The sequence below is a fragment of the Companilactobacillus nuruki genome (genome assembly GCF_002872255.1).
Taxonomy (GTDB): Bacteria; Bacillota; Bacilli; order Lactobacillales; family Lactobacillaceae; genus Companilactobacillus; species Companilactobacillus nuruki.
In genome coordinates this window covers 1-1,969 of sequence record NZ_NIPR01000038.1, presented here as the reverse complement: position 1 = coordinate 1,969, position 1,969 = coordinate 1, and the positions used below count along the sequence as shown (strand labels likewise).

2 protein-coding genes are annotated in these 1,969 nt (G+C 37.5%); both read right to left on the bottom strand.

Going from position 1 to position 1,969, the window contains the following annotated elements:
* The coding region (locus CBP76_RS09320; RefSeq protein WP_102196622.1) for a protein rep at positions 1-623 on the bottom strand (623 nt) is incomplete at its 3' end.
* Between the two features lie 1,015 nt (positions 624-1,638).
* Positions 1,639-1,969, bottom strand: a 331-nt coding sequence (locus CBP76_RS09300) for a protein rep (RefSeq protein ID WP_166667247.1), incomplete at its 5' end; no start/stop codon positions are given.

Sequence of the window (1,969 nt, the reverse complement as noted above, 5' to 3'; positions counted from 1 at the left end):
ACAGCCTGCACATGCACCACAGGCTCATAATCAACTTTTAAAGCTCTTTGCCATAATTTTGCCCATTCTGCTTGTGCTAAATAATTATTTGAATTCTTAAAATAACTACTTTTCACAAAAACCAAAACATGCAAATGCTGATTATATGACCCATCTTGTTCATTAACGGTAATTTCCGTTGAACGTAAATAACCCAATAAATTTTTAGTCACTTTTTTATAACGAGTTAGCTTATTAAAGGCTTTAGTCAAAGCTCTTAAAGACACTTTTAACTCCTCCGCTGAATGAGCGTTTTTAACGGTTAAAGTTAAAAACAAAAACCGTCCTTTAGGCTCTCTTGCAACTGCTTCCGCAATAATTTGTTTTAATTGGCTCGAATTTTTCATGCTCTTTCTCCAATTACACAATGGACATAATCGTTTATGACAAAACCACGTTTGATAAAGTTTTAAGTGCTCGCCAATCTTACGAAAACGCAAAACTTCTCCACAACCCCGTACATCATGTGCCCGTTTAAATTCTAAGATTGCCAAATATTCGGCATAACGAACATTTTCAATCTTCCGTTCTCGCCAAGGTCTAACTTTGCCATTTTCAGTTTTATCTTCAAAAATTTCTGACATAAAAAGCTCCTTCCGCTTTACCACGTGAAGGAGCTGACTATCTTTTTCAATAAGCTTATAACCTTGACACCAAAGGCTTTTACACCTAAAATAAAGGCTACAAATGAAAAAGATAAACAACTCACGTGCTCGGACGCCAATCGGAGATTTTCACGTGGGTTTTTATTTTGTCTTTCTTTCAACCAATTTATAACCCTAATAATACACCGAAAGCCTATAAAATCAAGGAATACAAGCCTAATCAAGCCTAATCAAGCTTGATTTTAAAAAACTAGTTGTTGCTAATAGTATCAAGATAAGAAGAAAACGCCAAAAATTGGCGTTTTTAAACCCCAAAAAGCAGATCAGCAAAAACCGCTGAACTGCTTTTTTTAAACCGTGGCTTTCAGCCACGCTGACCAGCTGAACCAGCTGGACCGTAACGCTTGCCGCCGCTGGGCTCGGGAAAACAAGGGCTTGTTTTCCAAGACGTCAGGCTTTTGGTATTGTCTAGTCTATCAACTCCTTAAAGCCTCCAAGAGGGGCTAATATCGCCTATAAGGCTCAATAAGCCCCTCTAAGTCGATTTACCGTTGACAGACAGTTAGATAGCTCACTGTTAGCTAAAATCGCTTAGAACGCAAATAAGAGCCTTTAAAATTAACGTTCAAAAATAAAAAAGTTCGAAGGAGCTAGCGACTGAACTTATTTATTTTTGAATGTTCCAAACTGACGTAAGTCAGTTACGTTTGAGCAACGCGAAATCTGATGCAGGTTTTGATGGGTTTAGCACAACACAACTTCATGTTGTGTGTAAGTGCGCATTACATGATAATGCGCACTACATGATAATGCGCACTACATGATAATGCGCACTACATGATAATGAGAACTACATGATAATGTACATGATAATGCGCACTTACACTCCAAATAAATTGGAGTAATGCTAAAACCTGTATCAGAAGTCAGCAAGCTGACAACAAAAAAGGGATATGCCAACGGATTTACCGTTGATCATATCCTGACATTCTCTTTACCAAATAAAATAATTTTGTTTACTAAAATCCCATTTTGCGACAACTTCTTCCGTAGCTTCCATTTGCTCTTTGGTGTAATCTTCATCGCCAACATGAACTAAATCACCATTTTCAACATCTTCAAGTTTCAAATCTTGCTTAATTTGCTTTAATAATCCACCATAGCTGATTTGTCGTGTTCCAGCTAAGGCATACTCCAAATTTTTAATCACCACCAAATTACGCTCATCATCAGCCGTCATATAATCAGCTGATTTTACCTCGTATTTCGCCGTTTCTTCGGCACTAGCTTGCAAAGAGTCAGTTCCTTTGCGTTTGTTAGCTTTA